The sequence below is a fragment of the Pseudoalteromonas sp. OF7H-1 genome (assembly GCF_022347825.1).
Lineage (GTDB): Bacteria > Pseudomonadota > Gammaproteobacteria > Enterobacterales > Alteromonadaceae > Pseudoalteromonas > Pseudoalteromonas maricaloris.
The window spans coordinates 220,611-247,367 of record NZ_JAKRFX010000005.1 but is presented as its reverse complement, the minus strand read 5'-3'; the positions used below and the strand labels follow the sequence as shown (position 1 = coordinate 247,367).

At 42.5% G+C, this 26,757-nt stretch carries 24 protein-coding genes; 12 read left to right on the top strand and 12 right to left on the bottom strand.

Going from position 1 to position 26,757, the window contains the following annotated elements:
• Positions 1-162: 162 nt before the first annotated feature.
• Entirely contained in the window at positions 163-1,377 is a 1,215-nt protein-coding gene (gene fabB / locus MHN30_RS08915) for a beta-ketoacyl-ACP synthase I (RefSeq protein WP_010379118.1), read from the top strand.
• 82 nt (positions 1,378-1,459) lie between these two features.
• On the opposite strand, the gene smpB is transcribed toward fabB, so the two are convergent.
• Complete coding sequence (gene smpB / locus MHN30_RS08910) at positions 1,460-1,942, bottom strand: SsrA-binding protein SmpB (RefSeq protein WP_010379116.1); 483 nt, start codon at positions 1,940-1,942, stop codon at positions 1,460-1,462.
• A gap of 141 nt (positions 1,943-2,083) precedes the next feature.
• Between smpB and MHN30_RS08905 the strand changes: the two genes are divergently transcribed.
• The gene (locus MHN30_RS08905) at positions 2,084-2,518 is read left to right on the top strand and encodes a type II toxin-antitoxin system RatA family toxin (protein ID WP_017215972.1); all 435 of its coding nucleotides are present in this window, start codon (positions 2,084-2,086) and stop codon (positions 2,516-2,518) included.
• Positions 2,518-2,853 (top strand): RnfH family protein, encoded by a 336-nt coding sequence (locus MHN30_RS08900; protein ID WP_222243500.1) that lies wholly within the window; start codon positions 2,518-2,520, stop codon positions 2,851-2,853. Before MHN30_RS08905 ends, MHN30_RS08900 begins: the two co-directional genes overlap by 1 nt.
• Positions 2,854-3,111: 258 nt before the next feature.
• On the opposite strand, the gene bamE is transcribed toward MHN30_RS08900, so the two are convergent.
• On the bottom strand, positions 3,112-3,471 hold the full coding sequence (gene bamE, locus MHN30_RS08895) for an outer membrane protein assembly factor BamE (protein ID WP_239359280.1): 360 nt from the start codon (positions 3,469-3,471) through the stop codon (positions 3,112-3,114).
• A gap of 181 nt (positions 3,472-3,652) precedes the next feature.
• On the opposite strand from bamE, the gene MHN30_RS08890 reads away from it, so the two are divergent.
• Positions 3,653-3,985, top strand: a complete 333-nt coding sequence (locus MHN30_RS08890) for a GIY-YIG nuclease family protein (protein ID WP_045987601.1) — start codon at positions 3,653-3,655, stop codon at positions 3,983-3,985.
• Here the strand turns inward: MHN30_RS08890 and MHN30_RS08885 are convergent.
• From MHN30_RS08885 to ilvC, 4 genes are all read right to left on the bottom strand, one after another.
• Positions 3,913-4,848 carry a M20/M25/M40 family metallo-hydrolase gene (locus MHN30_RS08885; RefSeq protein ID WP_239359279.1) on the bottom strand — a complete coding sequence of 312 codons (936 nt, stop codon included), beginning with the start codon at positions 4,846-4,848 and terminating at the stop codon, positions 3,913-3,915. The two genes, MHN30_RS08890 and MHN30_RS08885, sit on opposite strands and share 73 nt — an antisense overlap.
• An 8-nt stretch (positions 4,849-4,856) precedes the next feature.
• The gene (locus tag MHN30_RS08880; RefSeq protein ID WP_130164318.1) at positions 4,857-6,056 is read right to left on the bottom strand and encodes a tetratricopeptide repeat protein; all 1,200 of its coding nucleotides are present in this window, start codon (positions 6,054-6,056) and stop codon (positions 4,857-4,859) included.
• A gap of 197 nt (positions 6,057-6,253) precedes the next feature.
• The gene (locus MHN30_RS08875; protein WP_130164317.1) at positions 6,254-8,155 is read right to left on the bottom strand and encodes a methyl-accepting chemotaxis protein; all 1,902 of its coding nucleotides are present in this window, start codon (positions 8,153-8,155) and stop codon (positions 6,254-6,256) included.
• 270 nt (positions 8,156-8,425) lie between these two features.
• Positions 8,426-9,898, bottom strand: coding sequence for a ketol-acid reductoisomerase (ilvC, locus tag MHN30_RS08870; protein WP_239359278.1), 1,473 nt, complete (start codon positions 9,896-9,898; stop codon positions 8,426-8,428).
• 105 nt (positions 9,899-10,003) lie between these two features.
• On the opposite strand from ilvC, the gene ilvY reads away from it, so the two are divergent.
• From ilvY to MHN30_RS08840, 6 genes are all read left to right on the top strand, one after another.
• Positions 10,004-10,897 (top strand): HTH-type transcriptional activator IlvY, encoded by an 894-nt coding sequence (gene ilvY, locus MHN30_RS08865; protein WP_130164316.1) that lies wholly within the window; start codon positions 10,004-10,006, stop codon positions 10,895-10,897.
• A 63-nt stretch (positions 10,898-10,960) separates the two neighbouring features.
• Complete coding sequence (locus MHN30_RS08860) at positions 10,961-11,656, top strand: response regulator transcription factor (RefSeq protein ID WP_010373828.1); 696 nt, start codon at positions 10,961-10,963, stop codon at positions 11,654-11,656.
• A 309-nt stretch (positions 11,657-11,965) separates the two neighbouring features.
• Positions 11,966-13,792, top strand: a complete 1,827-nt coding sequence (locus MHN30_RS08855) for an Ig-like domain-containing protein (RefSeq protein ID WP_239359277.1) — start codon at positions 11,966-11,968, stop codon at positions 13,790-13,792.
• Positions 13,793-13,874: 82 nt separating this feature from the next.
• A complete protein-coding gene (locus MHN30_RS08850) occupies positions 13,875-15,143 on the top strand; it encodes an imelysin family protein (RefSeq protein WP_239359276.1) in 1,269 nt (422 codons plus the stop codon).
• The gene (locus MHN30_RS08845) at positions 15,136-17,343 is read left to right on the top strand and encodes a TonB-dependent receptor (RefSeq protein WP_239359274.1); all 2,208 of its coding nucleotides are present in this window, start codon (positions 15,136-15,138) and stop codon (positions 17,341-17,343) included. The genes MHN30_RS08850 and MHN30_RS08845 overlap by 8 nt, the downstream gene beginning before the upstream one ends.
• Positions 17,344-17,460: 117 nt before the next feature.
• The gene (locus tag MHN30_RS08840; protein ID WP_239359272.1) at positions 17,461-18,447 is read left to right on the top strand and encodes a sterol desaturase family protein; all 987 of its coding nucleotides are present in this window, start codon (positions 17,461-17,463) and stop codon (positions 18,445-18,447) included.
• A 188-nt stretch (positions 18,448-18,635) separates the two neighbouring features.
• On the opposite strand, the gene MHN30_RS08835 is transcribed toward MHN30_RS08840, so the two are convergent.
• Complete coding sequence (locus MHN30_RS08835) at positions 18,636-18,923, bottom strand: hypothetical protein (protein WP_069020008.1); 288 nt, start codon at positions 18,921-18,923, stop codon at positions 18,636-18,638.
• A gap of 277 nt (positions 18,924-19,200) precedes the next feature.
• The gene (locus tag MHN30_RS08830) at positions 19,201-20,772 is read right to left on the bottom strand and encodes a cation:proton antiporter family protein (protein WP_130164311.1); all 1,572 of its coding nucleotides are present in this window, start codon (positions 20,770-20,772) and stop codon (positions 19,201-19,203) included.
• A 131-nt stretch (positions 20,773-20,903) separates the two neighbouring features.
• Between MHN30_RS08830 and MHN30_RS08825 the strand changes: the two genes are divergently transcribed.
• Complete coding sequence (locus MHN30_RS08825; protein WP_010605088.1) at positions 20,904-21,647, top strand: sporulation protein; 744 nt, start codon at positions 20,904-20,906, stop codon at positions 21,645-21,647.
• Positions 21,648-21,754: 107 nt separating this feature from the next.
• Positions 21,755-22,201, top strand: coding sequence for a GNAT family N-acetyltransferase (locus tag MHN30_RS08820; protein WP_130164349.1), 447 nt, complete (start codon positions 21,755-21,757; stop codon positions 22,199-22,201).
• 35 nt (positions 22,202-22,236) lie between these two features.
• On the opposite strand, the gene MHN30_RS08815 is transcribed toward MHN30_RS08820, so the two are convergent.
• The 4 genes from MHN30_RS08815 to MHN30_RS08800 all read right to left on the bottom strand — a co-directional run bounded on the left by MHN30_RS08815 (position 22,237) and on the right by MHN30_RS08800 (position 26,744).
• Positions 22,237-23,583 (bottom strand): sodium-dependent transporter, encoded by a 1,347-nt coding sequence (locus tag MHN30_RS08815; RefSeq protein ID WP_130164310.1) that lies wholly within the window; start codon positions 23,581-23,583, stop codon positions 22,237-22,239.
• Positions 23,584-23,805: 222 nt separating this feature from the next.
• The gene (locus MHN30_RS08810; protein WP_239359268.1) at positions 23,806-25,092 is read right to left on the bottom strand and encodes a HAMP domain-containing sensor histidine kinase; all 1,287 of its coding nucleotides are present in this window, start codon (positions 25,090-25,092) and stop codon (positions 23,806-23,808) included.
• A gap of 21 nt (positions 25,093-25,113) precedes the next feature.
• Complete coding sequence (locus tag MHN30_RS08805; protein WP_130164308.1) at positions 25,114-25,821, bottom strand: response regulator; 708 nt, start codon at positions 25,819-25,821, stop codon at positions 25,114-25,116.
• A gap of 119 nt (positions 25,822-25,940) precedes the next feature.
• Entirely contained in the window at positions 25,941-26,744 is an 804-nt protein-coding gene (locus MHN30_RS08800) for a hypothetical protein (protein ID WP_010605083.1), read from the bottom strand.
• Between the last annotated feature and the right edge of the window lie 13 nt (positions 26,745-26,757).

The following is a 26,757-nucleotide window of genomic DNA, read 5'->3' as shown; positions in this document are numbered from 1 at the left end:
TCGACTATTTGAGAACTATTTTACTGTCTTTCGACTCAATAGTCTGGTTGCATTTTTAGTTATTTAGGTTCAGAGTACATGTGTACGCTGGAAAGCTGACCACTTGGCGCTAAAATTCAGCGTATACTACGCATAATTTGTAATATCGAAGGGAATAAACCCATGAGAAGAGCCGTTATTACGGGGATCGGTGTTGTTTCGAGCATCGGCAACAACAAGCAAGAAGTTTTAGAGTCATTAAAAGCAGGTAAGAGCGGTATTGCTTTTAACCAAGAATTTGCAGACTACAACCTACGTAGCCAAGTGTCTGGTAAAATAGATATCGACGTAAAATCTCTCGTTGACCGTAAGGCACATCGTTTTATGGGGGACGCGGCAGCGTTTTCTTATATCTCGATGGCACAAGCAATTGAAGATTCAGGGCTATCAGAAGAGCAAGTATCAAACGAGCGCACAGGCCTTATCGTAGGTTCTGGTGGCGGTTCGTCTAAGTACCAAGTTGAAGCCGCTGATATTCTGCGCGAAAAAGGCGTTAAACGTGTAGGGCCTTATATGGTTCCACGTACCATGGCAAGCACGACTTCTGCGTGTTTGGCAACACCATTTAAAATTAAAGGTGTGAACTACTCAATCAGCTCTGCATGTGCAACATCAGCACACTGTATTGGCAATGCAGTTGAACAAATTCAACTAGGCAAACAAGATGTTATTTTTGCTGGTGGTGGTGAAGAGCTACACTGGACGCTCGCGATGGAGTTCGATGCCATGGGGGCGTTGTCAACCAAGTACAATGAAACGCCTGAGCGCGCATCACGTACGTACGATGCAAATCGTGATGGTTTCGTCATCTCTGGCGGTGGCGGTATTGTGGTAGTTGAAGAGCTAGAACACGCACTTGCTCGCGGCGCGCACATTTATGCTGAAATCGTTGGTTATGGTGCGACATCAGATGGTTACGACATGGTAGCACCATCTGGTGAAGGCGCGGTACGTTGTATGAAACAAGCGATGCAAGGTCTTGATGCACCTATTGACTACCTAAACACGCACGGTACTTCAACACCAGTTGGTGACGTGAAAGAGTTAGGTGCTATTCAAGAATTGTTTGGCGATAATTCCCCTGCTATTAGTGCAACTAAAGCAATGACAGGCCACGCACTGGGTGCGGCTGGCGTGCATGAAGCGATTTACTCTTTGCTGATGCTAGATAATGACTTTATCGCACCATCAATTAACATTGATGAATTGGACGAACAAGCACAAGGTTTAGACATTGTAACCGAGCGCCGTGATGGACCGCTTAACACCGTGATGTCCAACAGCTTTGGCTTTGGTGGTACTAACGCAACACTTGTGATGCAAAAGTATAAAGGTTAAGCGCTTTACACTTAACTTTATATCAAACACAAAAAAGCAGGCTAAGCCTGCTTTTTTCGTTCTGTTCGTATATTAAAATAAATTAACGTACATTGTGTTTCATCAAACGTTCTTTATCACGTGACCAGTCACGGTCTTTAATATCAGCACGCTTATCATGTTGCTTTTTACCCTTTGCAAGATAGAACTCGAGTTTTACCCAGCACTTTTTCCAGTACATTGCTGTGGCAATCAGAGAATAACCATCACGCTCGGTTGCACCGATAAGACGTGAGATTTCACGTTTATTTAGTAGCAGTTTACGATAACGAAGCGGATCGCATATCACATGTGTAGAGGCACTATTTAACGGCTGAATTTGACTGGCCAACAAATAGGCTTCGCCGTTTTTGATATGGATGTAAGTATCTGAGATATTGACTTTACCGGCGCGGATACTTTTTACTTCCCAGCCTTGTAATTCGATACCTGCTTCGAACTTTTCATGTAGTGAATACTCATGACGCGCTTTTTTATTTAGCGCTATGGTATTGCTATTTGATTTACTTGAATTTTTCTTTGCCATAATGGCTTAGTCTACCTATAAATCCTGTTTTAAGACAGCGCTTTTTCATTAATGTGACGTATTTTTACTTAGTCAGTGGCTGCAAACAAGATAAATCTGCAAAACCTTGGTAAAATCCTTGTATTAAGATTTGGAGTGTCTATGCCACAGATAGAAAAAAGTGCTTTGGTGATGTATAGCACCAAGGAAATGTTTGAATTGGTCAATGATGTTGACGCTTATCCCGCATTTCTACCGCATTGCTCAGATGCAAAAGTTATCAGCAATGATGATCAAGGGATGACCGCGAGTCTAGAAATTTCGAAAGCCGGCCTAAAAAAGTGGTTTACCACAAAAAATGAATTTGACGGCAATCGAGTAAAAATGTGCCTAGTAGATGGACCATTTAAGTCTTTAAATGGTTATTGGGAATTTACCGCGCTTGATGAACAGGCTTGTAAGGTGAGTTTAAAATTAGAGTTTGAATTCGCGAGCAAATTAATTGAGATGGCGTTTGGCAAGCTATTTAATGAAGTGGCCAAGAATATGGTGTCTGCGTTTACCCAGCGAGCCAAAGTTGTTTACGGAGCGAGATGATGATAAAGGTTGAAGTGGTATTTGCATTGCCAGACAGCGCGACGTCATTGTCGGTTGATGTGCCTGAAGGGACGTCTGCTGAGCAAGCAGTACTACAGTCAGGGGTTTTAGAAAAATGCCCAGAGATAGATGCGAATGATTTGACGCTCGGGATCTGGAATCGAACGGTAAAATTACAGCAAGTAGTCAGTGATGGTGACAGAATCGAAATCTATCGTCCGTTAATTGCTGACCCGAAAGAAGCGCGCAGGCGCCGTGCGGAAAAAGCAAAAGAAGAAGGTCGTGCAAGCAAAGTTACCGGTGGACGACCTGTCTCTTTAGGAGATAAGGAATAATTAACCTGAACTTCGGATAGTTAATGCCTTTCTAGCAGCCAGTTTTAGCGCTAACTGCGTTGAATTCACTTCCAATAGCCAACTATTGGTGCGTAAATTCGCCTTGTTATCCCTAAAACTCTCTGGCTAGATAAGGGTATAATTTAATGTGGTATTAAAAACAATGAGTTAGCTCATTCCTTATCCAAACCTCAGGCTAATTAAAAAAGGGGAAATACCTTTCCCCTTTGACTACGAAATAATGTGTGCCCTTTGACTCTATGAGTCTAAAGGAGTGTTAAATTCTTCTGGCTCTTCGAAGTCGCCGCTTACGCGAATTAGTTTGTCATTCTCGAAATAAACGCTAAATGACTTTCGGACCTCAGAGTCTCTGTCAATATTAAATACGTATTGGTAATGCCAGACATTGTTATTAAAAGTGTCTTTTGCAAGTGGTGTACCTAGTACATATAGCACTTGCTCTCTGGTCATTTGGACGCGAAGCTTATCTACATCTGACTGCTCTAAGAAATTACCTTGTGGCACGTTGATGCGATAAATCCAGCTTGAACAGCCAGACATAAACACCGTCATAACTACAGCACTGAGCCAAACAGAAAGGGTTTTATTAGACAGCATGAAATTGTGTATCCTTATTATCAGTTGTTTGCATGATACCGATTGCACAGAGAAGGTAAAGTCTCTTAGCGGAATTGGACTGCACTAAGTGTAAAAAGTTCGTACATAAGTTGCAATAGTCATCATGTGCAACACAAATTGCAGATAAGATCTTGAGGAGAACCACGAAGTGCTAGGAAAGATGTTACTTAGCGAGCCCAATAAAACGGAACACCAAGCTACTTGGAGCTTATATATCCTAGAAACGCGCTTTGGTCATTGGTACACAGGAATAACAACCAATGTAGAACGGCGCATAGAGCAACATCAGGCTGGGAAAGGGGCAAAAAATTTAAAAGGTAAAGGACCCTTAACGTTAAAATATCAATATCGAGTCGGTACTAAATCCCAAGCTGCAAAACTTGAGTGGCATGTTAAGCAGCTTACAAAAGCACAAAAAATTCAGCTAGTAGAGTCAAGTGGTGAGCGAGTTAATGACAAAATAAAGTCATTAATGAGATTTACCCCTGCCTGATACTTATTTAAATCCATATTATCTAATGTATCTCTTGTAGTGTGATGATGTTTATCTTCACCCATACCGAAATAAATATAGGGGATCCCTTGGCGATAAAAAGCGTAGTGATCGCTTGCTTTGTGCCAATCAATTCTCGGATTATTTGTATAACGCTCAATTTGTCGTTGTGACGACACTATAGTCAATTTGATTTGAGATTGTACCTTGTTCTGGAGCTCAGTTTTATATTCCTTAAAACCCGGTGAAAACAACGCAAATAAACGGTTGTTGTTATTTATCCCTAACATATCGAGGTTGATATTGAGTTCAACTTCCTGAGTAAGGTGTTTGGCATAATATTTTGCACCATGTAAGCCGCGCTCTTCAGCATCGGTGGCGACAAACAATATATCGCGAGCGCGATTTGTTTTACTGAGTTGCCTAGCCATGTGTAACATCGCAGCTACGCCAGATGCATTATCATTGGCGCCTGGATAATGTCTCTGTCCTGTGGTTCCTAAATGGTCGTAATGCGCACTGATAACAATGGCCTTGTCACAACGAGGTTGGGTGCAAGGCAAAGTCGCTGTGATGTTGTGACCTGCGTCTTTACTAAAAATACCGGCTCTAAAGGTAAAGTGCTGATAGCTCGGATTTCCACCTAATTGCTCAAAAGCAGCAAAAATATATTGTGCACTGATGTTAGGCGATTGGGCTCCACTTTTACGGCCTTGGTGACTAATGCTCGTAAGTGTTTGAAGATCCTGCACCAATATATTATCAACATGAACAATACTTGGATGTTGCGTTTGCGCCACTGCACTCGTGGTACATATCGCGGTTAGCATCATGCCAAGTAGTTTGAACGGGAGCTTCTTCATTGTTATTGTTATCTCTCATCGTCGTCTGTGGAATGTAACTGGTTGCTTGCAACACCTCTCAACAAGGCTAATTTGCCTTCGTAGCGTGTTTTGTCGTGCTCGAAGACAGATGCTTTGTATGCTTTATTGAGGTAGTACTCTGCTTTTTCTCTATTCCCTTCTTCAAATGCAACTTTTGCTAATCCAAAGAAACTGCCGTGAATACTATGGTCGAGTTGATAAGCTTTTTGATAAAAATGCTTAGCGCGACTTAAATTTCCATGCTTAAACGCTTCATTACCCAACACTAGCATATAATAGGGATTGCTCTTTCTTAAGTTGTGAATATTGGCTTCGATCATTTTTGCTTCGTGGTCACGCTCTGTGAGGTGGTAAAGTTTTGCAAGATTGCCTAGTGCGTTTCGATTGTCATGATTAATGGCAAGTGCTTGGTTATATGCGCGCTCAGCAAGGTCGTACTGTTGAGTTAGGCGATATAGGATCCCAAGATTACCCCATGCGCCATCGTGATAGGGATCGCTCTCTACCGCTGCTTTGTAGTAACTGTAGGCCATGTCAAGGTCGCCATTAATCATTTCCATGGCGCCTTTGTTGTTATAAAACATGGATAAGATAGTGTTTGTATCTATTGCCGATGTACTAAAATGTTGTGCTCTGCTATTAGGGTCAAAGTCTACGGTAACGGAAGCGGGTTTGACATAGAGTGTTTTTACAGAATCTTGGGTATTATCCACTTCAAATATTTTTATGTTTACGTGCCCTGTAAGCAAGCTGTAGCCTTGGCTCTCATCCCAATATTCGGGTATGTGTACACGTTGAAATTGTGTTCTCAAACCCACTTGTCTCGCGATAGCATGGGTTAAAATTGAAAGCGAAAGACAATTGGCATTCATATTACTAAAAGCTTGGTTGGCAGTGAGATTAGCACCAGATAAATATGACATTGAATCGTCGCCACTATTGACCAAAAACGCCATCAACATTTTTGCGCGTTTAACGCCAATTTCGTCGTTATGAAAATATTGCGCGAGTTTTGCTTTAATTTGATTGTTTAGCTGAAATACCTCTGAGTATGACTCTACAGGCTGGATATTAAATTGATGCTTTGAATTGAGAATTGACGTGTCTATCGTCGCTTTGGGAGTGCTATTACAGGCACTAAGTAAAACACTAAGCACAATAATAGAGAACTGAATTACTATCTTCATACAACCTCCAGATTGGGCATTCGGCTGACTTTTAGTTATGGCTTCATTGCTTATCTTTGGCCCTTACTATTATTGAATTTAGACTATAATTGCAAAATTTGCGCGGTGTGATTGTTACACCATGTAACAAAGAGACAATGTGAAAGGGTAAGCCTACAAGACGAAACGTGCAGGCTTACTTTAGAGTTGAACAAAGGTTAAAAGCTCGCGACAAGATCATCAAGCGCTTTTGCTGATGCAGCAAGACGTTGAATTGCTTGTTCCGTGTCAAGTTGCTCGTTCATCACGGCATCGCTTATTTCGCTAATTTGCTCGATGTTGCGGCCGACGTCCGCGACGACATTACTTTGCTCTTCTGTCGCTGTTGCGATAAGCGCGGTCATGTCATTTATTTGATTTGCGGTTTCCGATATTTCCAACATTAACTCCACTGACGATTGCATTGTTTGAACACTTTGCTCTGCTTGTTCACTGGATTGTTGGATTTGGTTTACGACAGCGCCAGACACCTGAGTTAATTCAGATATCGTTGCTTGGATCTCGTCGGTAGATTGTGATGTACGGCTCGCAAGCGCTCTCACCTCATCTGCAACGACGGCAAACCCACGGCCATGCTCACCCGCACGCGCAGACTCAATCGCGGCATTGAGTGCAAGCAAGTTGGTTTGCTCAGATATGCCTCTGATCACATCAACGATGTTGGCAATGGACTGTGTTTTTTCGGCCAATGTAGCGACTTGACCTGCCATATTTTCGATGTCACCAGCAAGTAAGTGAAGTGTTTCTTGGCTTTCTTGCACACCTTGACGGCTGCGCTTAGTTGACGCTTTACTTTCTTCTGTTAATTTTGCCGTATTGGTCGCGCTGCTCGCTATCTCTTGTACTGTCGCACCCATTTCATTGATTGCCGCGGCAACAGACATAGTTTGAGACTTTTGTTCATCCAGAGACTGAGAGTTTTGCTGGCTCTGTTTAAACACGGCTTCGCTCGTCACGCGAATTGAACGGCTCTCTTCCGCAACCATGTGGATAGCTTCTTCGATCTTAGCCATAAACTGGTTGAAGCCGCCAGCCAAAGCATGAAGTTCAGGTTGTGCTGAGTCTGGTAAACGATAATTGAGTTTTGCGTCGCCGCTGCCAAGCTGTTCAAATAAATCTGCCATCTTTTTAAGTGGCGCGCTTAAGTTTTTAGCCAGCAGCATACTAAAAAAGCTCGCCACTAGCGCAATCACCAGCGAAAAACCAATGATTTGCCACTGCAAAGAAGTGATCCCACTATTGATTTCACTGGTTGGCACTTGGGCAATAACAAGCAAATCTGTGTTTGGAATTGGGCTCGCTGCAACTAAATTGGTTTCGCCACCCACTTCCAACTCTTTAACGATAAATCCATGTGTGGAGGTAAAATCGCGACTGTGCTGGCCGTAAAAGTCTTCAATTGAGGACTTTGCGACTTTGCCTGCATCTGGGTGCAATTGCACCGTACCTTGCCTATTAATGACGAAAACAAAGCCACTTTGCTCGATTTTCATATTAGCAAGCATCGCCTGCATATCATCAATACTTTTCGCAAGTCCAGCTAAACCAACACCGCTTAGTTGTTGATGGTTTACAAACATTTTTACATCGCCCGGTGCTTCTTGATAGATACTAATAGAGTATGGCGAGCCACTGGTGGTAAAGCCGAAAAACCAACCATCCTGCTCTCTATTTAGTACTCGCAGAAAGCCGTTTTGATTCCAATATTGATTGGTTTCGCGGTTAGCCCAAGAAGCCGTAACTAAGTCATACTGCGCCGCAATACGCTTGAGTTCGTTGACAAGAAGTTTTTCGTCCAAAGTATTTTGCTTGGCACTTTGGGTGATTAATAAATTGCTTGAAAGCTGCTCGGCTGCATTTTTCAACGTGTCTATCTGCTTGCTTAATGATTTATTGATACTTTCTATCTTGCTTGGCAATTCAGACTGCATCATGCGTTCATTAATGAGCGTTTTGGCGCTGTAAAGCGAGGTAAACCCGATTAAACAAGCGACAGCAATCGCAATGAGACTACCCAAAAGGGTAATTCTTTGAGTAATTGTTAAACCTGTGTTTTGCATTCGATTAGTGTGTGTAATCCCGTGGAACCGATTATTCTAGCATAGTAAATAACCAGCTCGGAACAAGTAACAATCCAAGTCACAAAAAAATAATTTTGGTTTATAAAATAAAGTTAATCTCAGTATTTAGTGTTAACTGTATTTGAGTTAAATGGGTGGTTATGTTGAGAAATAGAGATAAAAGGCCACAATCTCAGGGTGGAAAGTGGCCTTGGTTACTAACAAGCGAACTAGTTTGCTATATTATTGACGCAAATTTATTTCTGCTTACTAAACAATCTTTTTCATATCTGACATGTAACCGCGAAGGATTTCACCTATTTTTTCTACCGGATGGTTACGGATCGCACGGTTTACAGCGATGAGCTTTTGGTTGTCAGCATAATTGTCACTGTCTAACAAGCCTTCACCAATCTCACGTTTTGTGATTGATTCCATAAATGGCTTCAATAGTGGTAGACATGCGTGATTATACAGGTAGCAACCATATTCTGCGGTATCAGAAATAGTACGGTTCATCTCGAACAGCTTTTTGCGCGCAATGGTGTTCGCGATTAGCGGCGTTTCGTGTAGTGATTCGTAGTACGCTGATTCATCAATAATGCCTGCTGCTGTCATGGTTTCGAACGCTAGCTCTACACCAGCTTTGACCATAGCAACCATCAAAATACCTTGGTCGAAGAAAGTCTGCTCTGAAATTTCAATATCAGTATTCGCTTGCTTTTCAAACGCAGTTTGTGCGGTTTCTGCACGCCATGTAAGCAATTTATTGTCGTTTTCAGCCCAATCAGCCATCATACCTTCTGAAAACTCACCACTGATGATGTCGTCCATATGCTTGTTATAAAGCGGGCGCATGATGTCTTTTAGTTGCTCGCTCAGTTCAAATGCGCGTAACTTAGCGGGGTTAGACAGTCTGTCCATCATATTGGTGATACCACCGTGTTTTAGCGCTTCAGTGATGATCTCCCAGCCATATTGTACGAGCTTTGATGCATATCCAGGTTCAATGCCTTCTTCTACCATTTTGTCAAAGCATAGTAGTGAGCCAGTTTGTAACATACCACATAGGATGGTTTGCTCACCCATTAGATCTGATTTTACCTCAGCAATAAATGATGACTGCAATACGCCAGCACGATGACCACCGGTTCCCGCCGCATATGCCTTAGCTTGCGCGAGACCTTTACCCTCAGGGTCGTTTTCAGGGTGAACTGCTATCAGCGTAGGTACACCAAAGCCGCGTTTGTACTCTTCACGCACTTCTGTGCCAGGACATTTTGGTGCAACCATGATTACGGTGATATCTTCACGCACTTGCATACCTTCTTCTACGATGTTGAAGCCGTGAGAGTAAGCAAGTGTTGCGCCTTTTTTCATTAACGGCATGACTGCGTTTACAACAGAAGTATGTTGTTTGTCAGGCGTTAAGTTTAGAACCAAATCAGCTTCAGGAATGAGTTCTTCATAGGTGCCAACTATAAAGCCGTTTTCAGATGCATTAAGAAAAGATTGACGTTTTTCTTCAATTGCTGAAGGGCGTAGTGCGTAACTGACGTTCAAGCCAGAGTCTCTTAAGTTTAGACCTTGGTTCAAACCTTGTGCGCCACAACCAACGATGACCAGTTTTTTACCAATCAGAACGTCGACACCTTGTTCGAATTCTTTTGGATCCATGAATTCACATTGAGAAAGCTGAGCTAATTGCTCACGTAAAGATAAAGTATTAAAGTAATTCGACATGATATTTCCTGATTCTGTAGAAATAGATTGAAGTCAGAGTAGGGCGAACTTTTGATTGCGTAAAATGATATATTTGAACTATAGTGTTTCAAAAGGTGAAATACTATGAATCACAAACAACTTAAATATTTTTTGGCACTTGCAGATACGCTGCATTTTTCTCGGGCGAGTGAACGCTGTTTTGTAAGTCCTCCGACATTAAGTCGTCAAATCAAACAGTTAGAAGAGGAAGTTGGCGCGCCTTTATTCCTACGAGATAATCGCACCGTTGAGCTGACTCAGCAAGGCAAAGCGTTTGTTCATTACGCGCAAGCGACATTAGCAAGCTGGCGGCAGTTTAAGAGTGAATGCGTTGACGATGATAAGCCTTTGACTGGTGAGCTGAGTTTATTTTGTTCCGTGACCGCGACTTACAGTTTTATTTATGACCTTTTTTCCAAGTTTCGCCATCTGTACCCTCAAGTAGAGTTAAATCTTATTACCGGCGACCCCGCGCATTCAATAGCAGAAGTGGCCAGTGGTAAGGAAGATGTCGCGGTAGCTGTGAAGCCAAAACATTTACCGAACGGTATAGAGTACTTGCCAATCGGCCGTTCGAGATTGGTGTTTATTGGCCCAACGATGGACTGTCCGCTTAAGTCTATTATTGATGAATATAGTCATAGTGAAGTGCCGTGGCAGAGGCTGTCTTTTATTATGCCAGAGCAAGGCGTGTTAAAAGATCGAACCGATAACTTTTGCAAAAAACACAATTTTGTTCCTAAAGTTTATGCGCATGTTTCGGGTCATGAAGCTATGGTTGCGCTCGCGAGTTTAGGGTTTGGTATTGCGTGTGTCCCCGAGATAGTAATTAGTCAAAGTCCATTTAAGAATCAAGTTCAGCTTTTACAGCTTAGATCGGATGAAATTGAAATTGGACTTGTAACTAAGAATAAACGGTTATATGACCCAGTTGTTAAAGCACTTTGGGATACGGCAAAAGGATTATTTACGCTGTAAAGCATCCATTCAGGTTGCGTGACTACACTGTGTTCATCCATGTTGAATGAATGAGGTGCGTCCGTGTCCACTATCTTGGTTGCACAAAGCAATAACAATATATTGACATCACAACAAAAAATGCTTGAAGAGCAAGGCTATACTGTTGAGTTGTTGAGGGAATTAGGTCAATTGAACGGTTTTTCAGGGAAATCTATTAACGGTATCGTGCTTGATCAAGCTATCGCATCCGTACCAACCTGCGATTCAATCAGCCAATTTAGACAAAGATTTAAAGCTCCCGTGATCGTCAGTCTTGACAGCGATGACGAGGATGTTCACAGCCTGTTTTTAGAGCTCGGTGCTGACGAAGTTATTTCCAAAGACGCAAAGCCTAGATTATGGCGAGCTCGACTTGATGCAGTGTTAAGAAGGCAAGCTGCAAACTCGCAGTTTGACGATGAGCCAGAGCAATTAACCTTTGGCCAGCTGCATATCGACAAAAACACCAGGCGCGTGAGTTATGGGCAGGAGCGCATTGACCTCACAACCCATGAGTTTGAGTTGCTATGGTTACTTGCGAGCAATGGCGGCAAAGTAGTGAAACGTGACTTTGTATACGAGCAGATCCTTGGCAAATATTATCGCCCAGATACTCGGACAATAGACGTTCGCATCTCTCGCTTGCGTAAAAAGCTACACGATAATCCGAGTCGTCCAGAGAAGATCAAAACGATTTGGCGTCAGGGTTACTTATTTGTTACCGATGTTTGGAACTAAAAAGTAACAATTTGATTTAACGCAAAGATACTTCGGATTTTTCGAATGCTCAATTCGGAGAAATTTGTGAAACAGGTTTCTGAGACAAAGGGATAACGTCATTTTTATGATGTTATCCCTTTGTTTTATATGGAGTATCCGTATTCTCTTTCACAAGTGATAGCGCTGGAATAGTTAGCTGTTACGTAGCACTTTTAAAAAAATTGTTATTTATACAATGCAAATAATATTGATTGCTATTTAGGTGTGTGTATACTTTACGCCTAGTTATGAAAATATAAACATAATTAGTCTCAAAGGAACAATTCAATGGCACTTAAAAAGTCTCTGTTAACGACTGCTATTCTCGCTGCAACTTTAGGCCTCACCGCATGTGGTGGCTCTAGCAGCAACTCAAATGACAACGATGATAACAACACAACACCACCTCCAGCCACCAATGCTGCACCTACTATTACCGTAGACAGTGCATCAGTATCTGAGGATACGCTTGGTGCTGCGGTTGCAAATATCTCTTTTTCTGACGATAGCGATGAAGTAAGTGCATTGACACTAACCATCTCTGACAACCGTTTTGAAATTGTTGACGGTGCGGTTAAGCTCAAAGCTGCAAACGCACTAAACTTCGAACAGGTTGAAGGCGGTAAAGTATCGGTAACTATCACGGCAACTGACAGCAAAGGCGAAAAAACAGAAGTTGAAGCTGAAATTGCTGTTCAACAAATTGCTGAAGAAAACAAAGCGGGTGTAAACCGCTATGCCTTTAATAACACACAAGGCGAATCTTCAGTTTCTTATTCTGGCCAAATCGCACGTCACGCAGCTATGGTTCATATTAAGAGCCTAATGGGTAAGCTTAGTAATGAAACTGTGGGTAATGCGGCGGAGCAAAAAACAGCTGAAGCGGCAATCACTGAGATTAAAACCTTCTTGATGCCGACAGACACAGTGGTCTTGGATGAAACCCTTGATTTCGCTGTTGCCGCAAACGCTGCACAAACCACATTAGGACAAATTTCAAGTTCACTGAAAAACGTCGCTGGCGAAGGTGGTAAAATTGCGGGACGTGATACCTCTAATATGCATAAAGCATGGGAAGAGGATGGTGTCATGGCTGGTTGGGTTAACTTTGGTACACAGCCAAAAACACCTGAAGGTTTAGCCCTACACTATTTAGACCTGCTACAAGCGCAACTTCAGCAATTTGAAAATGGCTCAACAATCAAAGCAGAGCATAATGGCACAGCTATCACGCTGAACAAACTGTATGTAACACCGGAAGGCCTTGATCTTGCCCAGCTAATGCAAAAACACTTAAACGGTGCAGTATCGCTTTCTCAAGGTGCGGACGATTATCTAGATGATTTACTCATTGGTGAAAAGTCAGCTGATAACGCGACATTAGCGGATGGCAAAAGCTACACTGAACTTGAACACAAGTTTGATGAAGGCTATGGCTATTTCGGTGCTGCTGTTGATTATCTAGACTACACAGACGATGAACTTTCAGCTAAAGGTGGCCGTGAAGCGTATGCAAGTGGTTATCATGATTTGGATAATGACGGCAAAATCGATCTACTATCTGAATTTAACTTTGGTAACTCAACCAATGCAGCAAAGCGTGACCGTGGCACTAAATCTAACGCTAACCCAACGGACTTCAGCGCTGAAGCACAATTAGCGTTTATTGAAGCGCGTAAACTTATCAACGCTAATGTTGGTACTAATGTTGCGCAGTGGTCAGATGAGGACAAAGCACGCTTAGAAACATTGCGTAATCAAGCGTTGTTAGCATGGGAAAAGTCTATCGCTGCAACCGTTGTGCATTATATCAATGATACAATCTCAAATGATGATGGTGATTTAGATGATATCGCATCAGGTGATTTTGATGCTGATCAATTCTATGCAGTAGCAAAGCACTGGTCTGAAATGAAAGGCTTCGCATTAAACTTCCAGTTTAATCCGTTTTCTCCTGTCACAGATGCTGCTTTTGCTGAAATCCATGAATTAATGGGTGACAAGCCTGAGCTTACGGCAGACAAGGTTGAAGCTTATAAGGCTGATTTATTGAAAGCGCGAGAAATCATTGCCAATGCATATGGTTTCGATGCTGAGAATGTTGCCAACTGGTAATCTAAATTTTCGTTTATAACGTTAAAAGGTTAGCCGTTAATTCTGCTAACCTTTTGTTGTATATAGATAATAGAGAATACAAATGAGAGTATCTAAACGTTTAAGTGCCGCAGCCATAGCAGTAGCCTTGGTGTTGTCGGGTTGTGGTGAAAGCACTTCAAGTAGCCAAGGTCCAGGGATCAAAGACAACAACTCGGGAACGGATAACCCAACCTTGCCCACGCAATTTGATGAAGCGGCCTTGGTGAGTAACTTAGTGAATAATGTGCTTACTCCTGCAATTGAGCAATTCAATGAACTCGCAGTAACACAACAACTTGAAGTTGCGAGTTATTGTAGTGCTGAAAAAATACTGGCAGAAAATACCGCTGCGTTAAAGCAAAATGCTCAACAAAGTTGGCGCAACGCTATGGTTGGGTGGCAGTATGTTGAATTGATGCAAATGGGTCCACTTACTGCCAATAGTAAAGAGCTTAAAAATAATATTTACGTTTGGCCCGCTACAGGTTCGTTATGTGATATCGACTTGGATGTAGTGTATTTTGAGGATGGTGTTATTAACGGTAATGCTAGCAATCCTTATAATATCTCTGAGCGTACTGCAAACCGTAAAGGCTTAACTGCCTTAGAGCACCTTCTATTCAATGCCAATCTTGACCATAACTGCTCGTCAGTGAATGATGCGTTGGCACCATGGAATAGCCGTTCGACTCAGGAAAGAGCGGTTGCGCGTTGTGAGTTTGCGACGGAAGTGGCTAAAGACATTGAAGCGCAGAGTAGTTCACTTCTGTCTCAATGGACTGGAGAAAATGGCTATGCAGCTAAACTTGTTAATGCAGGACAACCAGGCTCGCCGTTTGACACGCCTCATTTAGCACTTAATGAAATATCAAAGGCGCTATTTTACATGACCGAAGAGTTAAAAGACGGCAAAATAGCGACGCCGTTAGGCCTAGGTTTTCCGAATGCGTGTGGTTTAGAGGCTTGCCCTGAAGCGGTGGAGTCGCCAATTGCAGAACATTCGAAAGAGAATTTACTTGCTAACATCAGAGCATTTAGAAACATCTTCACTGGTAATGGCCAAGATGCTGAGAATACATTGGGCTTTGACGACTTTTTAGATGCTGAGAATGGTAGTGATGTAAAAGAGCGCATGCTTGCAGGGCTAGCGGATGCAGAAGCTACTCTGCTTGCGATGAATGCGAGCCTGAAAGCTGAGCTTGCAGGTTCTACAGAGCAAGTGACGCAAACGCATACAGACGTTAAAAAAGTGACGGATGATTTAAAGACCGAGTTTATCGAAAAGCTCGCCCTAGAACTTCCACAAACTTCGGCAGGTGACAATGACTAAGCGCATGAACATGAAGAAATCTTTATTAGCGGTAGCGGTAATTTTTGCACTACCTCAAGCGCAAGCTGCGGATGACAATCAAGATATTGAGCATATCTCTATTATCAGCCATCACGATAAATTGCGAAAAGAAGCCGGCTCTGCAACGTTATTGTCAGAAGCGCAGTTGGCAGAATACGAATACGATGATATTCACCGTATTCTTTCCAATGTACCTGGTGTTAATATTCGGGAAGAAGATGGTTATGGCCTGCGACCAAACATTGGTTTTCGTGGTGTAACACCTGAGCGAAGCAAAAAAATCACCATTATGGAAGACGGTGTGCTCATTGGCCCAGCTCCTTATTCTGCGCCGGCTGCTTATTATTTTCCGGTTACGACTCGTATGACCGCGGTTGAGGTGTTCAAAGGGCCTGCGGCTATCAAGCATGGTCCGCAAACAGTTGCTGGTGCGCTCAACTTAGTGACTCGCCAAGTGCCAGAATTTACAGAAGGCGGTATTGATGTTGCGGCTGGCAGCGACGGTTATTCCAAAGCACACGGTTACTACGGTTCAGTAGTAAATAATGTCGGCTTCTTATTCGAAGCGGTAAACCTACAAGCCGATGGTTTTAAAGAGCTTGATGGCGGTGGTGATACGGGGTTTGAGAAGAACGATATATTAGCCAAGTTTAATTATAAACTTTCTCAAGGTGAGCTAAACCATACATTTGGCTTAAAACTCAGCTATGCCGACGAGTTGTCCGATGAAACTTACCTTGGTTTAACGGATGCAGATTTTGCTGAAAATCCGTATCGTCGATATGCAGCGTCTCAGCCTGCAGAGATGGATACCAAGCATACTCAGATAATGTTATCCCATGTGCTTGATGGCAAAGACTTTAACGTTACAACAAGATTGTACCGTAATGACTATGAGCGAGCTTGGCTCAAGCTCAATAGTGTGGGGAGCAAAAGTGGACCATCACTGTCAAAAATCATGGCAAACCCAGAGGCTTTTGCAAATGAGTACGGCGTGATCACAGGGGCAAGGGACTCTGTCGTTGCAGGTTCAAATATCTTTTTGAATATGGGAACTAATGACCGTGAGTATTTCTCTCAAGGTCTTCAAGTCGATGCCAATACCAGCTTTAGCCTGTTTAATTTAACTCATGACGTCGCAGTTGGTGTGCGTTTCCACGAAGATGAAATTGAGCGCAAACACTTTGAGCAAGCGTATGCAATGGAAGGTGGTTCACCTGTGTTGCTAGAGGGTTCAAAGCAGTTTACATCACTGAATACTGAAAATACCAAAGCGTGGTCGGTATATCTAGAAGATAAAGTACAACTTGATGCGTTGACTTTGGGCCTCGGCCTTCGTGGCGAGCTGATGGACATGTCTTACCAAGATAATAAAGATGCCGATGTTTGGATTGATAAAACCACCCGTATTTGGCTACCTAGCCTAAGTGGTTTCTATCAACTTTCTGATGATGCCGGTCTTTTATTTGGTGTGCACCAAGGTTTTGTGCCTTCTTCACCACAACAAGATCCAGATATAGAGCTTGAGAAGAGTGTTAACTACGAATTTGGTGGGCGCTTTAATGATGGTGTGACTCAGTTTGAGATTGTGAGCTTTTTCAATGATTATGAGAATCTGAACGAAAGCTGTGGTCAGTCTAATTGTGGTGTTAATGACCAGCAAGATCAGCAATTCAGTGGCGGTGAGGTGGATGTTTACGGTCTCGAAATGCAGTTTGCACAACGTTACCCTTTGAACCTTCAACTGGATATCCCTTATAGTCTCACCTACACCTATACGAAAGGTGAATTCCAGAATGAGCGTGCGACAACGTTCGCACAATGGGGTTATATTAAAAATGGTGATGAGCTTCCGTATTTACCATCTCATCAAGCCACTTTTAATATTGGCCTTGCAGCAAGTGACTGGAAAGTTAACGTAGCCATCAAATACATCAGTGAGATGAGCGAAGCTGCTGGCAGAAGCACTGAAGACTTTGAGCTTGTACTTGAAGGCGCAAAGGTGCCTAGCACAACCATCGTTGATGTATCTGCAAGTTACGAGCTAGGCCAGTATGGTCAAATCTATGCTAAAATCGATAACTTGTTCGATGAAGCAGAAATTGTCAGTCGCCGCCCGTATGGCGCGCGCCCAGGCAAACCAAGACAATTTAGTTTAGGCTATAAATACCAGTTTTAATTGATTGTCTATGCGGCTCTTAAAATAAGGGCCGCAGCTTCATGGCGCCTGTCGTAAGGCCTATGGAGCTATTCCAAAAATATATGAACTCATTATTTCTTTTTGATGGAAATGACTATGTTAGAGCAATTATGGCAAAGCATTACTGAACTCCCTGGCTACTTGTTCGATGCCAATAAAAGAGTGTATTTGCCATACTTGTTTAGTGCCATTTTGATGGCTGTTCCTGTTTATATCGCCACAGAAAAAGTGCGCTCTGGTAAAGGTTTTTTAAAGTTTCTGTTTCCCAAGCAAGTGTGGTGGTGCAAAAGCGCCAAGCTCGATTACTGTTTATTGGTCACAAATCGATTGATAAAGGTGGCGACGTTCACGCCTATCGTGTTGACTATGGTACCGGTGGCGTTGGGGTTATCTGGGGGGCTTGAAGCGCTTTTTGGTCCAGCGTTACATATTGAAGCGCCAGAATGGCTGGTGATTGGACTATTTACGTTATTTTTATTTATAGTCGATGACTTCACTCGGTTCTTGCTGCACCTGATCCTACATAAAATCCCATTCTTTTGGGAGTTTCACAAGGTGCACCATTCTGCAAAAGTCCTAACCCCCTTTACCATTTATCGCTCACATCCCGTTGAAAGCTACCTGTACGCCTGTCGTATGGCATTAACTCAAGGAATTGTAGTTGGAATAGGGTATTACGTATTTGGCAGCAGCTTGAGTATGTACGATATTCTTGGTGCGAATGCGTTTGTCTTTTTATTTAATATCTTTGGGGCCAATTTAAGGCATTCACATATATGGCTGAGTTGGGGTGATAGGCTAGAAAATTGGTTTATTAGTCCTGCACAACATCAAGTGCATCACAGTGATAATCCAATCCATTTTGATACCAATTTAGGCTCGGCACTAGCCATTTGGGACCGTATGTATGGCTCGCTTATTAAGGCCTCGAGTGCGGGTAAAATTACCATTGGTGTTGGGCAATATGATGCAGGGCATGATTCACTGACCGCAATTTACTTGAAGCCATTCAAGCAGGCTTGGAAAACGTTATTACCGAAAAAGAAAAATAACCCGCCACTTAAATCTCCGCAGGGTGACTGATCTCGGTTACTCAGCTCTACTTCTTTGCAGGGAAAAATTGGTGTTGCTAATCACCGTAATAGCTTACGCTATTTATTACTTTATTAGGATGCTTGTGAAAGAGGTGAAAGCTTGTGCTTGGAAGAGGAAAATAGGCTGACGACGGGCATTGTCAGCCTATGTGGGAGAGTAGGCTCCCTAAATCTTTACTAGTGTAGTTGCGATGAAGGCTTGCTGCGGAAAAAGCCCAGCTCATTTAACTTCTCAATTATTTTAGGATCGTCTAAACGGCTCGGAGTTTCTTCATCTCTTAAATAATGATCGTTTGGTACCGCATGCATATCGAGCATTTTATGAAACAGGATATTGCGAATTGCCAGCGCTGTCATGCCGCTGTCCTGAATTGCGTCTAGCCTTTCTTGGAGGTCTGAAAAAGGCGCAGCCTTAACGTCATCCACTACTGCAGAAAATTGACCATTAGATTTATTCTTAATCATAAAACCCCCAAAGGTATAGCTTGTTCACAATCCAGTGACGCGATGTTCAAAAGGCATTCGGTATCAATTTATGTTCATAAAATAGATACTTACGCCATGTCCGATGTGATCAGTTTACTCTGAAGTGGGGGCAAATTACCATCTTGGATGTAAAGCTTTGTAAATCGAATAATGAGAGGAATGAAACAATGAAAATAGACGTCTAGACGTAACATAATGATCTGAATATGAAAATAGTTCTCAGTACCAATTATGATACTGAGAACCAATATCTAATTTAAGTAAATAATTTCTCTTTTACGTGTTCTGCAAAACCACTACCTGCTTCAAGGTAGAAGTTATAGGTAGAATTCACGCCCATTTCTTCTAATTCCTTCTGTTGATCAGGGTAGTTCGCAATGGCGGTAACTTGGCCGTTATAACCCGATGCTTTGAGCTGCTCTAGTGCGTAAATGTTCTGCATATGCTTTGGCATCGCGAGCATTACCATTTCTACTTCAGAATGATTTACACGTTGCCAAAAGTCAGGATCGGTTGCGTCAGCGGTCAATACTCTGCGGCCTCTGGAAACATGTTTTTCAACCACCTCAGGCTTAATATCTACACCCGCAACGGTATCAGGGAAACTGGCTTGTATCGTTTCATAAGCACCTGTTCCAATTCTTCCCATGCCAAATATTACGATTTTTGTATCGGTCAGGTTTACGGGGAGCTCTTCTTCTAAGCGGTCTTGACTTTCAAACTTTAATAACCAAGGCTCTAATTTAACGTAGATTTCGTTCGAGCGTTTGTTTAGCGGAGACGCAATCACAAAAGTAATAGAAACAGCAATAGCCACGACTGCTAACCAGTCAGGAGCAACCGCACCAGAAGCAGATGCAACAGCACACACGATAAGACCAAACTCGCTATAGTTAGTGAGTGTAAAAGCGCTCAATAGCGATGTACGAGCACGCAATTTGAACATATTGGTGAAGAGATAATAAAGTGAGACTTTAATCGGTAGAACAATTACCAGTAGAATCGCTATTAAAAGTGCGTCCAGTGTAATCGTGGCATTTAAACCAATATTCAAGAAAAAGCCAACAAGCAAGATGTCTTTTACATTCAGTAGTGATTTTGATAACTCACCGGCTTTTTTATGTGGGGCAAAAATCATACCCATGATCAGCGCACCGAGATCACCTTTGAGACCCGCAAATTCAAAGGCATGATAACCTGCGACTAACGCAAAGAAGAAGCCAAAAAGAGGGAGTAACTCACCATGCTTTGAACGGCTTAATACCCAAAACATAACTGGACGTACAAGCGGTAGCACTACAAGCAGTGCCAGTGCCCAAATATTGGGTACTTTGCCCGTACTGACGGCGAGAAAGATAACCGCAAAGATATCTTGCATAACCAAAATACCGATTGAGATTTTACCGTGAAGACTTGCCATTTCACCGCGTTCTTCCAGCACTTTTACCGCAAAAACGGTACTGGAAAAGCTAAATGCAAAACCAACCAATAAAGCGCTTTGCCAGTCTAGGTTAGTAAATAAAGGTAGGCTCATCGCCCCTAGCATCAACAACAGGCTAGCGAAAAACGCCGTACTGGTAATGATGTGCATACTCGCTGGCGCCCAAACTTGAGGCTTTATCAAGTTACCAACTCGTAACTTTAAGCCGATGCTGAAAAGCAGCAGCGTTACACCAAGATCTGCCAGTTGGGTAAGTAAATCCGTGGTTTTATGGCCAAGTAGGTTTAAGACAAAGCCTGCCATCAAAAAACCAATCAAAGGAGGAAGCTTTAATTGATAAACAGAAAATCCGCATGCAAATGCGACAGCAAAATAGAGCAGTTCCATAACTTTAAATTTTTATCCAAGATATGAGCAGTGTACCAAAACCTCCTGATATATAAATTATAAATTTTCGCTGACAAGTTGGAAAAAATATGGTTATGATGCAGGTAAGGACATACCGGACAGGAGACGTAATGTTTAAGAAGATCCTAGCATCTGTCGGTATCGGTGCGGCAAAAGTAGATACTGTATTGGAAACAGAGCATTTGCACCCGGGACAGAAATTTCAAGCGCAAATTGTAGTAAAAGGCGGTGACGTTAGCCAAGAAGTAACAGGTTTAGAGCTTGCGCTAATGACAAGAGTTAAGGTTGAAGGGGAAGACGGAGAATACTTTAGTAATCATGTTATTGACCGTTGGCGTGTAGGTAATAATTTCACGATAGGCCCAGGCGAAGAAAAAGTTATTCCTTTTGAAGCTCGACTTCATTCAGAAACACCAATCACAGAAATCAATGCAGGCTTCAACCGTTGTCATGTTTGGATTGAAACTGGCTTAGACATTGATTTAGCAATCGATCCGTCAGACAAAGATGCTTTACACATTTATCCAAATGAAGCAGTGAAAGCATGTATGACAGCGATGGAGCGTTTAGGTTTCCATTTAGTAAAAGCGGATGTAGAAAAGGGCTATTTACGAGCGTCTGAGTTTCAGTCTGTTTCTGGTTGTTACCAAGAACTAGAATACCGACCAAACTCACGTGCATTATTTGGACTACAAGAAGTTGAGCTTTCGTTTGTACCTGAAGCGCATCGTACTCATGTACTGATAGAGTTAGACAGAGCGTTTCGAGGGGATGGTTACGTCGATCTAACGATTGAGCACGATCACGTAAATATCTCTCAATTGTGCGATCAGTTGGAGCGGCTGTTCTCATAATCACTTAATTTACTCTAAAACGCCCAGCTTTGTCTGGGCGTTTTTATTTTAAGCATAAAGGATACCAATTAGTCTTAATTAAGCTAATTGGTATGACAGAGAATAATATGAATTGGCAAATTAAAAGTTATGATGCGCTCACTAAAGATGAGCTTTTTGAGATTTTAAAGCTAAGGGTGGAGGTATTCGTTGTGGAACAAGCATGTCCCTATCCAGAAATTGATGATATCGATAGGGCGCCTGAAACTCGACACCTATTTTTAGTTAAAGATGAACAAATTTTAGCGTATGCACGTTGTTATAGAAAATCCGCAACTACTGCTTCCATTGGCCGTGTTATCGTTTCGCCAATGCTGCGAGGGCAGGGCGTTGCACATGAACTTATGCATCGCGCGATTGCTTGTTGTGAAACGGATATTACTCATGAGACTTTAGCTATTTCTGCGCAGTGTTATTTAGACAAATTTTATACTGGACTCGGCTTTGTGAAGCAAGGTGAAGATTATCTAGAAGATGGGATCCCGCATCAGGATATGCTATTTGTGAAAAAGTAAAAGAGGCTATGAGTAGCCTCTTTTTATGAGCGAAATTAAAGTGAATTTAAAAATACCGCAGCAATGGCTATTGGACAAACGAAGCGGATGTACCAAGGCCATACTTTCCAGAAGAAACTACTGCCAACTTCCGGGCATCCTGATTCAATTTCTTTAAGCAGTTTTGCTCTGTGCCAAATCCAACCGACAAATACACAGCACAGCATGCCAAGTAGTGGCTGACCAAACTTCGTTGTTAGGCTAACAGTAAAGCCGAACAGGGTTTCGATGTTTACCAAAATGGTGAAGCTCACAGCTGTTACCAGAGTACCGATGATCCAGGTGGCCTGTACTCTGCCCAATGCAAAACGTTCAACAGCATAGGATACGGGCGCTTCTAGCATCGAAATAGAAGAGGTGAGTGCGGCAATACTCATCAGCGCAAAGAAAGCGAAGCTTACCAAAAGGCCAATACTCCCCATGCTATCAAACAATGCTGGCAATACTTGAAACACTAAGGTGTCTTCATTAAGCAGTGAGCCGTCAGCTGCAAAAATCTCTACACCTTGCGCTTGCGCGACATACATAGCGGGAATGATAAGTAAGCCGGCAATGAATGCGATAAAGACGTCGATTAAGGTAACCATTGCACCAAGTGAAACTAAATTCTCTTTTTTACTTATGTATGAGCCGTAAATGATCATCACGCTGGTACCAAGCGAAAGCGAGAAAAATGCTTGTCCTAGGGCATCAACGAGTAACTGCGGATTAAGCACAGAGTAAAAGTCAGGAACAAGATACACCTTAAGACCTTCAACAGCACCTTCTTGGGTTAATACGTACGCAATTAATGAGAATAAAATACCGATAAGTGCAGGCATCAAACGCTTTGACCACTTTTCAATCCCGTTTTCTACGCCTTTACTAATTATAAGCACGGTGAGTGCAATAAAGGCGGCTGTAAAGACGATGTTGCGCGACATAGACGAATCAGCAAGCCAAGATTGCGCTTGAGTCATTGATGCAACTTCCGCGATGGGTTCAAGTGTTGCGCTAAACATCCATCCAGCCACGATGGCATAAAAACTTAAAATAAGACCCGCACAAATTATGCCGCCGAATCCTACAACAAAAGCAAGCTTACTTTGCCATGCTGTATTTGTTAGTTTGCGCAGTGAAGATACGGCATTTGCTTGGCCGTGACGACCAATGACGAGTTCTGCCATTAGTGCTGGATAGGCAAGACAAAAAGCCAAAACCAGATAAACTAAAACAAACGCAGCACCACCATTGGATGCCGTTTGTGTTGGAAACCCCCAAATGTTTCCCAAACCTACCGCCGACCCTGCGGCGGCCATAATAAAACCAAAGCGAGAGCTGAACTCTCCTCGGACATTGCTCATAATTATTATACTTCTCTAAAAATTTCTAACGGCGCTGACAATCTACTGTAATTAAAAAGAAATAAAAAGAGTAAATTACCTTGATTTAGCGCAAGTTTTAGCCTGATATTTAGCCGTAATTAAGTTGTTGCACTCAAAAAGCAAAGCTTAGCTTATAAGCTAATGTTTTCACGATTATTTCTATATAGAGTAAGTCGACGTGTAGCGACTTATTTACAATAATTATTTTTCTTTACAGGGTAGCGAAAGCACAAATTTTGCGCCACCTAATCGTTCTGACTGGCTAACGGTGGCTGTACCATGATGCCAATCCATAACTTTTGCAACGATTGCAAGGCCTAAGCCATAGCTTTTACCTGCACGGTTGCGATGAGTTTGCTCTTGAAAGAAAGGACTAAAGACTTTATCCCAATTTTGTCTCGCGATCCCCGGGCCATCGTCTTCAACGGTAATAATGAGCCAATGCTCAGTGCGGTGTGCACTTAATAACACACTGGCAGTAGCAAAATCACAGGCATTGCTGATCAAATTACTTATTGCTCGTGCAAGCCAATGTAAGTCACCATGGATCATTAAGTGTTCAGGAATTTCTACCCGACCAGACAGCTGGTTCTTTTGCAGCTTTGGTTGCATTTGCTGCATCAGATCTTGACCATAGCGAGATAGGGTTGTTACTTCGTGCTTGAGTAAATGAGACTTTTGTTCAAGCGTCGCAAAAGATAGATAGCTCGAGAGCATATCTTCCATTTGATCTAGATCTTTTTCCATGCGCGTTAAATAGTCGTGAATAGCATCGATATCACTTTCATCTAAAGCTGCATCTAGGCCAAATCTTAAACACGCAACAGGTGTTCGAATGTCATGAGAAAGACTGGAGGCCATTAGCTTATTCTCAGCCATTAACTTCTCTATTTGGCTTGCCATGCGATTAAAGGTATTTTCTAAGTCACGGATGTAAGTGAAATGATTGGGGGCGATGCGCGCGCTTAGATTACCGCTGGCAAAGTGCTTTGCTGCAGTGTTGAGAACGATCAAGCGTTTAACTAACGGAGAGAGAATAAACCATAATATTGCGCAAATGCCACCGTAGAAAAATAACGTTAGCAATACGTCGTAATCTGCCTGTTCAACCTGAGGCTCCCATTCAAGTTCAACGTAATCAGGCGCCATTTCAGGGGTTGTTTTTAGCAGATATACATTCTCGTTCTCTATCACTAACCCATCAGGTTGTAACATCTGTTGCTTTAATTCGAGCGGCATGGCTAAAGTATCGCCATCTTTATACCGAATGTTGATGTCGAATTGTTGGGCAATTAAAGTCGTTGCATTTTCGCGCTCTTTCTGCTCAATATTTGCAACTTGCTTCGCAAGGCCGGTGATCAGTTTGCTTTGCCACTCAAAACTATCTTCTAAGGGAGCGGTTTGCTGATTATAGGTGTCGATCACCCAACCCAGTGCAAAGATTGAAATCAATGCACCAGCGAGTAAGTAGATGTAGAGTTTCTTCACGATATTAGCTTGCGACCTTCATTACCAAGCTGATGGCACGAGTAGATATCCTTTACCCCACACCGTTTTAATTTTTTCTGGGTTTTGAGGATCATCATTAAACTTTTTCCGTAGGGCAGAAATGAGCACATCAACGCTTCTATCGAGGCCGTCATACTCTCTTCCTTTTGTCGCTTTAAATACTGCATCGCGAGAGACAACTTCACCAGCGTGACTGGCTAAAAATTGCAGTAGTAGATATTCAGCACTAGAAACGATGACTTCTTGGCCAGCAACACTGACTTTACGAGCTTGAGTGTCGATACATAACTGTCCAACTACGAGTTCGTGATTGGCTGCGTGACGATCTTGGGGTTTTTCTTGTGCAGCGCGCACATTTGCCTTGATTCGAGCGAGTAAGGCACGAGGACGAACAGGCTTGATAACGTAATCGCTAGCACCGACTTCCAAACCGATGACTTCATCCATTTCTTCATCTTTGGCAGTGAGCATAATAACAGGCTTGTTATAAAACTGACGCAAGTCACGGCATACGCTGATACCGTCCTTACCTGGGAGCATAAGATCGAGTAAAACAAGGTCGGGGTCTAGTGACTTAACACGTTCAATAACTTCATCACCGCGATAGCAGCAATGTGTTTTATAGCCTTGGTTATCAAGATATTCGGCGACCCATTGCGCCAATGAAGTATCATCTTCAACCAATAAGATTGTGCCGTATTGCTCCATGTCTTTACTCCGAACTTTTTATTTTTCTGCGTCGAGTATAATCCTAAAAGCGTCATTGTCTGTAAATAAGTGTAGCGCCAGCTTGCAGTTGACCTCTGTCAAACTGGCGAGTACTTATATTACTTAACGTTTAGCTTTTCAATTAAACTCTCGGCCAAGTGTTTTTGCATATCCGCTGTTAACGCTGATACTTCCGTTTGGGTACATGCACCAGCGGTTTTCTCAAGCGGTGAAACCGTTTTAGTTACCTTGTAAGGAGGAATATCAACGGGCTTCTCGCCACGCTGACGGCGTGCCTCGTCGGTATTTTGTGCGACGATAAACGACAGTACATCGTGTTCATTTTCTATTTTCTCCACCTCGGTAAAGGTGAATTGTAAAGGGATACCTTGGAAGCCCGCGCTATCTACTGAAGATTTAGCAAACCAGACAACATCGGATGATGCTTGGTGTGCCAAACGCATACTGACAGAGGCTACAATATTAGTACATTGAAATGCTGGCGAATTTTGAGCAAGTTCAGCAATATGTGGATGTGGATTTCTTGGCCTATCCAGTGCGTACGTTTTATTAGCTGCAAATTCCAAATCAAGTTGATGAATCGTTAGCGTGTAGTTTGCGTTTTTAGCTGCAACAACTTTCAGGCCTTTTTTCTCAAGTAAAGCAACAATCTGCTTTCTCAGTGTATCAGTCAAGCTTACCTTATCGGCATTGATGTAGACTGTGTCACCTTGAGCAAGTGGGTGAGCGGGCAATTGCACTGATTTAATTCGTGCGGAATTAAGTTCGGTACTATAGCTGATTTGATAAACAGACTTTTTTAGTAGTGGCTTCTTAGGTACATCTAACTTTGGCGCTAATGGCGCTGTGGTGACACATCCAAAAAGTAGACTTGTACATAGAGCTGCTAGCACTAAACGCATTAAAATACCTCAA

Bases quoted from the DNA above. Each gene is read 5' to 3' on its own strand.
- fabB (WP_010379118.1), top strand. From the start codon at position 163: ATGAGAAGAGCCGTTATTACGGGGATCGGTGTTGTTTCGAGCATCGGC.
- smpB (WP_010379116.1), bottom strand. From the start codon at position 1,942: ATGGCAAAGAAAAATTCAAGTAAATCAAATAGCAATACCATAGCGCTA.
- MHN30_RS08905 (WP_017215972.1), top strand. From the start codon at position 2,084: ATGCCACAGATAGAAAAAAGTGCTTTGGTGATGTATAGCACCAAGGAA.
- MHN30_RS08900 (WP_222243500.1), top strand. From the start codon at position 2,518: ATGATAAAGGTTGAAGTGGTATTTGCATTGCCAGACAGCGCGACGTCA.
- bamE (WP_239359280.1), bottom strand. From the start codon at position 3,471: ATGCTGTCTAATAAAACCCTTTCTGTTTGGCTCAGTGCTGTAGTTATG.
- MHN30_RS08890 (WP_045987601.1), top strand. From the start codon at position 3,653: ATGTTACTTAGCGAGCCCAATAAAACGGAACACCAAGCTACTTGGAGC.
- MHN30_RS08885 (WP_239359279.1), bottom strand. From the start codon at position 4,848: ATGAAGAAGCTCCCGTTCAAACTACTTGGCATGATGCTAACCGCGATA.
- MHN30_RS08880 (WP_130164318.1), bottom strand. From the start codon at position 6,056: ATGAAGATAGTAATTCAGTTCTCTATTATTGTGCTTAGTGTTTTACTT.
- MHN30_RS08875 (WP_130164317.1), bottom strand. From the start codon at position 8,155: ATGCAAAACACAGGTTTAACAATTACTCAAAGAATTACCCTTTTGGGT.
- ilvC (WP_239359278.1), bottom strand. From the start codon at position 9,898: ATGTCGAATTACTTTAATACTTTATCTTTACGTGAGCAATTAGCTCAG.
- ilvY (WP_130164316.1), top strand. From the start codon at position 10,004: ATGAATCACAAACAACTTAAATATTTTTTGGCACTTGCAGATACGCTG.
- MHN30_RS08855 (WP_239359277.1), top strand. From the start codon at position 11,966: ATGGCACTTAAAAAGTCTCTGTTAACGACTGCTATTCTCGCTGCAACT.
- MHN30_RS08850 (WP_239359276.1), top strand. From the start codon at position 13,875: ATGAGAGTATCTAAACGTTTAAGTGCCGCAGCCATAGCAGTAGCCTTG.
- MHN30_RS08845 (WP_239359274.1), top strand. From the start codon at position 15,136: ATGACTAAGCGCATGAACATGAAGAAATCTTTATTAGCGGTAGCGGTA.
- MHN30_RS08840 (WP_239359272.1), top strand. From the start codon at position 17,461: ATGTTAGAGCAATTATGGCAAAGCATTACTGAACTCCCTGGCTACTTG.
- MHN30_RS08835 (WP_069020008.1), bottom strand. From the start codon at position 18,923: ATGATTAAGAATAAATCTAATGGTCAATTTTCTGCAGTAGTGGATGAC.
- MHN30_RS08830 (WP_130164311.1), bottom strand. From the start codon at position 20,772: ATGGAACTGCTCTATTTTGCTGTCGCATTTGCATGCGGATTTTCTGTT.
- MHN30_RS08825 (WP_010605088.1), top strand. From the start codon at position 20,904: ATGTTTAAGAAGATCCTAGCATCTGTCGGTATCGGTGCGGCAAAAGTA.
- MHN30_RS08820 (WP_130164349.1), top strand. From the start codon at position 21,755: ATGAATTGGCAAATTAAAAGTTATGATGCGCTCACTAAAGATGAGCTT.
- MHN30_RS08815 (WP_130164310.1), bottom strand. From the start codon at position 23,583: ATGAGCAATGTCCGAGGAGAGTTCAGCTCTCGCTTTGGTTTTATTATG.
- MHN30_RS08805 (WP_130164308.1), bottom strand. From the start codon at position 25,821: ATGGAGCAATACGGCACAATCTTATTGGTTGAAGATGATACTTCATTG.
- MHN30_RS08800 (WP_010605083.1), bottom strand. From the start codon at position 26,744: ATGCGTTTAGTGCTAGCAGCTCTATGTACAAGTCTACTTTTTGGATGT.